Here is a 4,443-nt window from a genome sequence, read left to right on the forward strand (position 1 = left end):
GCACGGCGCAGCCCGCGACCGCGGCGGACAGGCAGGCCGCGGCGACCAGGCCGCTCCCGATCCGGCGGTGCGCCGCCCGTTGACTCCCCCTCAGGCCCCCATTAATACGATGATCGGATGGTGTGTCCATGGAGCAGTGCTCCCCCGACACGCCCCCGGGCCAATCCCACCATCACCCGCCCGGCCCACCTCCGCCCCCGCACAGCCCCGCCGCCCACGCCGACAGCAGCGCGAAGTCGGCCTCCACCAGCCCACGCCCGGGATGCACCCGGCGCAACAGGGCCGGCCCCGCGTGCCGGGCGGCCACGTAGGCGCGGTCCGCCTCCCCGATGTCGTCGTCCACCCAGGCGAAGGGGCGGCCGGCGGCCCACGCCACCAGCGGCCAGGTCTTCGGGCTCGTGTCGTCCGGCCGCCAGACCGCCGGACCGGGCAGCGCTACGAACGGGAGCGGGGGCAGGCCGAGTGCGGGACCGATCCAGCGGTTCGCGCAGTCCTGCCAGGTGGTGGCCCAGACCAGGTCGAACGGCAGGGCGCGCAGCCGCTCCCCGTGCGCCCTGTTCAACCACACCTCCACCGGGCCGGACGCCCAGTGCGGCTCCGCCCGCCACGGCCGGTAGCCGGGCGGACGGCTGTCCGGGTCCGCGTGGTACGGGTTGAGCGGACCGTCGACGTCGAGCAGGAGCAGCGGGCGCGGTGGCGGGATCGGGTGCACCGGCGCGAGCGTAGCCCAGCGGCCGGCCCCGTACGGCGGGCGGTTCCGTGGCCTCGGAAAATGGCTCGCGGGCGCGGTGACGGGGCGTCGATAATGCCCGGCATGACGACCAGCACGCTGCACAGTTCCGACCTCTGGGCGGTCTCCCGGGCCGATGTGGGTTCCCCGGAGGCGGAGGCGCTGCTGCGCGAGTACTACACCGACGTCGCCAACCGGTACTACCGCCTCCACCTCGGCCGCGAGGGCACGCCCGAGGAGATCGAGACCGGCCTGGCCGGCTCCCCCAGTGACGACCTCGCCGGACCCAGCGGCCTGTTCCTGCTCGGCCGTTACGCCGGCGAGCCGCAGTCCTGCGCGGGCCTGCGCATCCTCGACGACCGCACGGCCGAGCTGACCAGGGTCTTCGTCCGGCACGCCGTCCGCGGCACCGGCGGCGGCGCCCGCCTGCTCGCCGCCGTGGACGAGGCCGCCCGTTCCCTCGGCGCCGAGCGGATCGTCCTCGACACCCGCCTCGACCTGGTCGAGGCCCGCGCCCTCTACACCCGCCACGGCTACCGCGAGATACCCGCCTACAGCAGCGGCCCGTACGCCCAGATCTGGTACGGCAAGGACGTCACGGCACCGGCGCCCCCGGCCCGTTGAGCCCGGCACGTTGAGCCCGGCGCGGACGAGCGGAACACCAGCCGGGGCCCCGCAGCGGGCAGGACGCCCGAGGCGGGAAAACGGCTTCGCCGTAAGGCCCCGGCCCGGGCATGATGCCACCGTGCAGGAGGGCGGGAACCACAGCGGGCGGACGCGGTACACGCTGACCGGGACCGAGCCCGGCCATGCCTGGGGCGTCTGCGCCGAGGCGGAGGGGCTGTTCGGGGAACCGTGGCGCGGGACGTACGAGCTGTTCGGCTGGGTTCCGGAAGGAGCGGAGCCGCGCGGCTGGGTCGGCAGGCGGGTGTGGTTGGTGCCGCAGGACGAGGCGCTCGATTCCTGGCTGCTGGAGGACGCGGAGAGCCTGGGGCAGCAGCCCGGGGCCGGCAGTCTCGTGCTCACCGGCCTGGACGGCTACGAAGGACCACCCGAGGGGCACAGGGGCCCGGTCCGAGTGCACGACGGGCACCGGTGGCTGGGCTCCTGCCGGGAATTCACCCGCATCCTGCCGGCGGAACAGCCTGCGCCCCCGCTCGTCCTCCGGGGGCTCGCCCCGGGTGAACGACTCCGGGCGGCGCTGGCCAAGGGCACCCGGAAGGCACTGGACCTGGAGCAGGCCGCCCTGGAGATAGCCGACGACCAGGGCGAGCCGCTCACCGATCTACTGCTGTGGACCACGGTCAGCGCCTGGCATCCGTCCTCCCACGGGACGGATCTGATCGACCTCGAGCTCGACGGCGACCACTTCATGCCCGTTCCCGGGTACGCCCGGCCCGTCTGGGAACGGTGGTTCGCCGGGCCGCCGGACGCCGTGGGCGCCTGGGCCGGCCTCGACACCCGACGCCGCGATGTCTGGCTCGGCCTCGTCCGCGATCGGGCCTGCCGGCGAACCCGCCGCGACCGGCCCGCCGGTCACGCCTACGAACTCGACGGCCGGCACGTCACCGACGAACCGGGCCTCTACCTGGCGCTGGGCGAGGCGGTGAACGGGCCGGGCGGCTACTTCGGCGGTTGTCCTAGTGCCCTCGACGACTGCCTGCGCGGCCGCTTCGGCTTCACCGCCCCGGCAACCCTGCTCTGGCGGGACGCCGTGACCGCACGCGAGCGCCTGTCCCGGGCACTGGCCTCGGACGGCCAGTCCTACGACCTGTTCGCCGAGGTCCTCGACATCCTGGCCGAGGGAGGCATGGACGTCACCCTGGCGTGACCGCGGTCCACCCCGCCCGCCACGCCCACGGCGGCACCGGACGCGTGCGCGAGGGCGGTCCCGTCGAAGGCCCCGCGCGACCCTGCCCGGAGTTCCGGGCACCGGGCAGGGCGCGGGCATGAGGGACGGCCGCCGGACCTGGCCAGGTACTCCGACGGCCGTGGCCCCGTCCGTCAGGGGGCGGGGCACTTCGAACGTTATGACACTCCGCGGTCGCTCGACCACCACAGTCGGCCGTCCGGGGGACGGCCGCGTGTCGCGGGCCCCGGCCGGGACTGTCGGACCGCTCCGCTACGATCCGTACTCAGAAGGTCGCGGAGCGGAATGTCCCCTGGTGGGCCACTCCGCCGCCGGCCTGCCGCACGGCCCACGGACGACGACACGAAAGCGGTGATCACCCTGTTCCGGACCCGTTCCAGCCTCGCCGCCGCGGCAGCGCTCGCCGCCGTGGTCCTGGGCACCACCGTGCCCGCCGCGGCCTCCCCCGCCGACGCGGGCGGCGTCGGCGACCAGGTCTTCCCCGCGCTCGGCACCACCGGCTACGACGCGCTCGCCTACGACCTGGACTTCCGCTACCGGCCGGACGACCGGACCGTCGACGCCACGGCGACGCTGACGGCCCGTGCGCTCACCGCACTGCCGACCCTGGAGCTGGACGCGCTCGGCCTGGACGTGCACGCCGTCCGGGTGGACGGGCGGCCGGCCCGGTTCCGGGCGGACGGCGAGAAGCTGACCGTCGTCCCGGCCCGGGCCGTGCGGCGCGGCGCCCTGCTGCGGGTGGAGGTGGCGTACACCGCCGACCCGCGGGCGAGGCTGCCGCACACCGGCTGGGTGCCCACACCGGACGGCTTCGCGGTGGCCGGCCAGCCCGACAGTGCGCACACCGTCTTCCCGTGCAACGACCACCCGGCCGACAAGGCGCGGTTCACCGTCACCGTCACCGCGCCGGACGGCCTGCTCGGCGTCGCCAACGGCCGGCTCACCACCACCGGCCACCCGCGCCCCGGCCTGACCAGCCGGCGCTACGTGTCACGCGAGCCGATGGCCACGGAACTGCTGCAGGTCTCGGTCGGCGACCTCACCGTGCGCGAGCGCCGCGGCCCGCACGGGCTGCCGCTGCGGGACGTCGTCCCGGCCGCCCGCGCCGGGGCCCTGGAGCCCGCCCTCGCGCTCACCCCCGGCCAGCTGGAGTGGGCCGAGCGGCACCTCGGCCCGTTCCCGTTCGAGACGTACGGGCTGCTGCCCGCCAACACCGACGACCCGGCCGCCTTCGACTTCACCGGGCTGGAGACGCAGACCCTCACCCTCTACAAGCCCGGCTTCCTGCTCCAGCCCGAGCCGCAGATCGGCTCGCACATGATGCACGAGCTGGTGCACTCGTGGTTCGGGAACAGCGTCTCCCCGCACCGCTGGGCGGACCTCTGGCTGAACGAGGGCCACGCCGACCTCTACGCACTGATGTACCGCTACGAGCGCGGCTGGCCCGACCCGGCCGGGCACACCACCCTCACCGACCGGATGCGCGACGTCTACGGCAGCGGCGACCAGTGGCGGCACGACTCCGGGCCGGTCGCCGCGCCGACGGCCGCCGACCTCTTCGACAGCCAGCGCTACACCGGGGGCGCGCTGGTGCTGTTCGCGCTGCGCGAGCAGGTCGGAGCCGAGGTCTTCGACCGGATCGAGCGGACCTTCCTCCGGCAGTACCGGTACGGCTCGGCCACCACCGCCGACTACCTGCGCACCGCCTCGCAGGTCTCCGGCACGGACCTCACCGCCTTCCTGACGGACTGGCTGTACGGGACCAGCACCCCGCCGATGCCCGGACACCCGGACTGGACGGTCACCCCGGTCGACTCGTCCGCCCGCCGCCTCGCCGGCGTGC

General features: G+C 75.0%; 4 protein-coding genes. 3 read left to right on the forward strand and 1 reads right to left on the reverse strand.

Features of this window, described 5'->3' with window-relative positions; genetic code table 11:
- Positions 1 to 172: 172 nt before the first annotated feature.
- A complete protein-coding gene (locus tag ABZ885_RS36135) occupies positions 173 to 703 on the reverse strand; it encodes a hypothetical protein (protein ID WP_360198556.1) in 531 nt (176 codons plus the stop codon).
- Positions 704 to 814: 111 nt separating this feature from the next.
- On the opposite strand from ABZ885_RS36135, the gene ABZ885_RS36140 reads away from it, so the two are divergent.
- The 3 genes from ABZ885_RS36140 to ABZ885_RS36150 all read left to right on the forward strand — a co-directional run.
- Positions 815 to 1,354 carry a GNAT family N-acetyltransferase gene (locus ABZ885_RS36140; RefSeq protein WP_360198548.1) on the forward strand — a complete coding sequence of 180 codons (540 nt, stop codon included), beginning with the start codon at positions 815 to 817 and terminating at the stop codon, positions 1,352 to 1,354.
- A 121-nt stretch (positions 1,355 to 1,475) separates the two neighbouring features.
- The gene (locus ABZ885_RS36145; protein ID WP_360198550.1) at positions 1,476 to 2,561 is read left to right on the forward strand and encodes a hypothetical protein; all 1,086 of its coding nucleotides are present in this window, start codon (positions 1,476 to 1,478) and stop codon (positions 2,559 to 2,561) included.
- Between the two features lie 390 nt (positions 2,562 to 2,951).
- Positions 2,952 to 4,443, forward strand: a 1,492-nt coding sequence (locus ABZ885_RS36150; RefSeq protein ID WP_360198553.1) for a M1 family metallopeptidase, incomplete at its 3' end; no start/stop codon positions are given.

Origin of the sequence: Kitasatospora sp. NPDC047058 (assembly GCF_040643935.1) — a bacterium.
Classification (GTDB): domain Bacteria; phylum Actinomycetota; class Actinomycetes; order Streptomycetales; family Streptomycetaceae; genus Kitasatospora.

What these genes read in the sequence shown, in the direction of transcription:
- ABZ885_RS36140 (WP_360198548.1), top strand. Translation starts at nt 815, where the DNA reads ATGACGACCAGCACGCTGCACAGTTCCGACCTCTGGGCGGTCTCCCGG.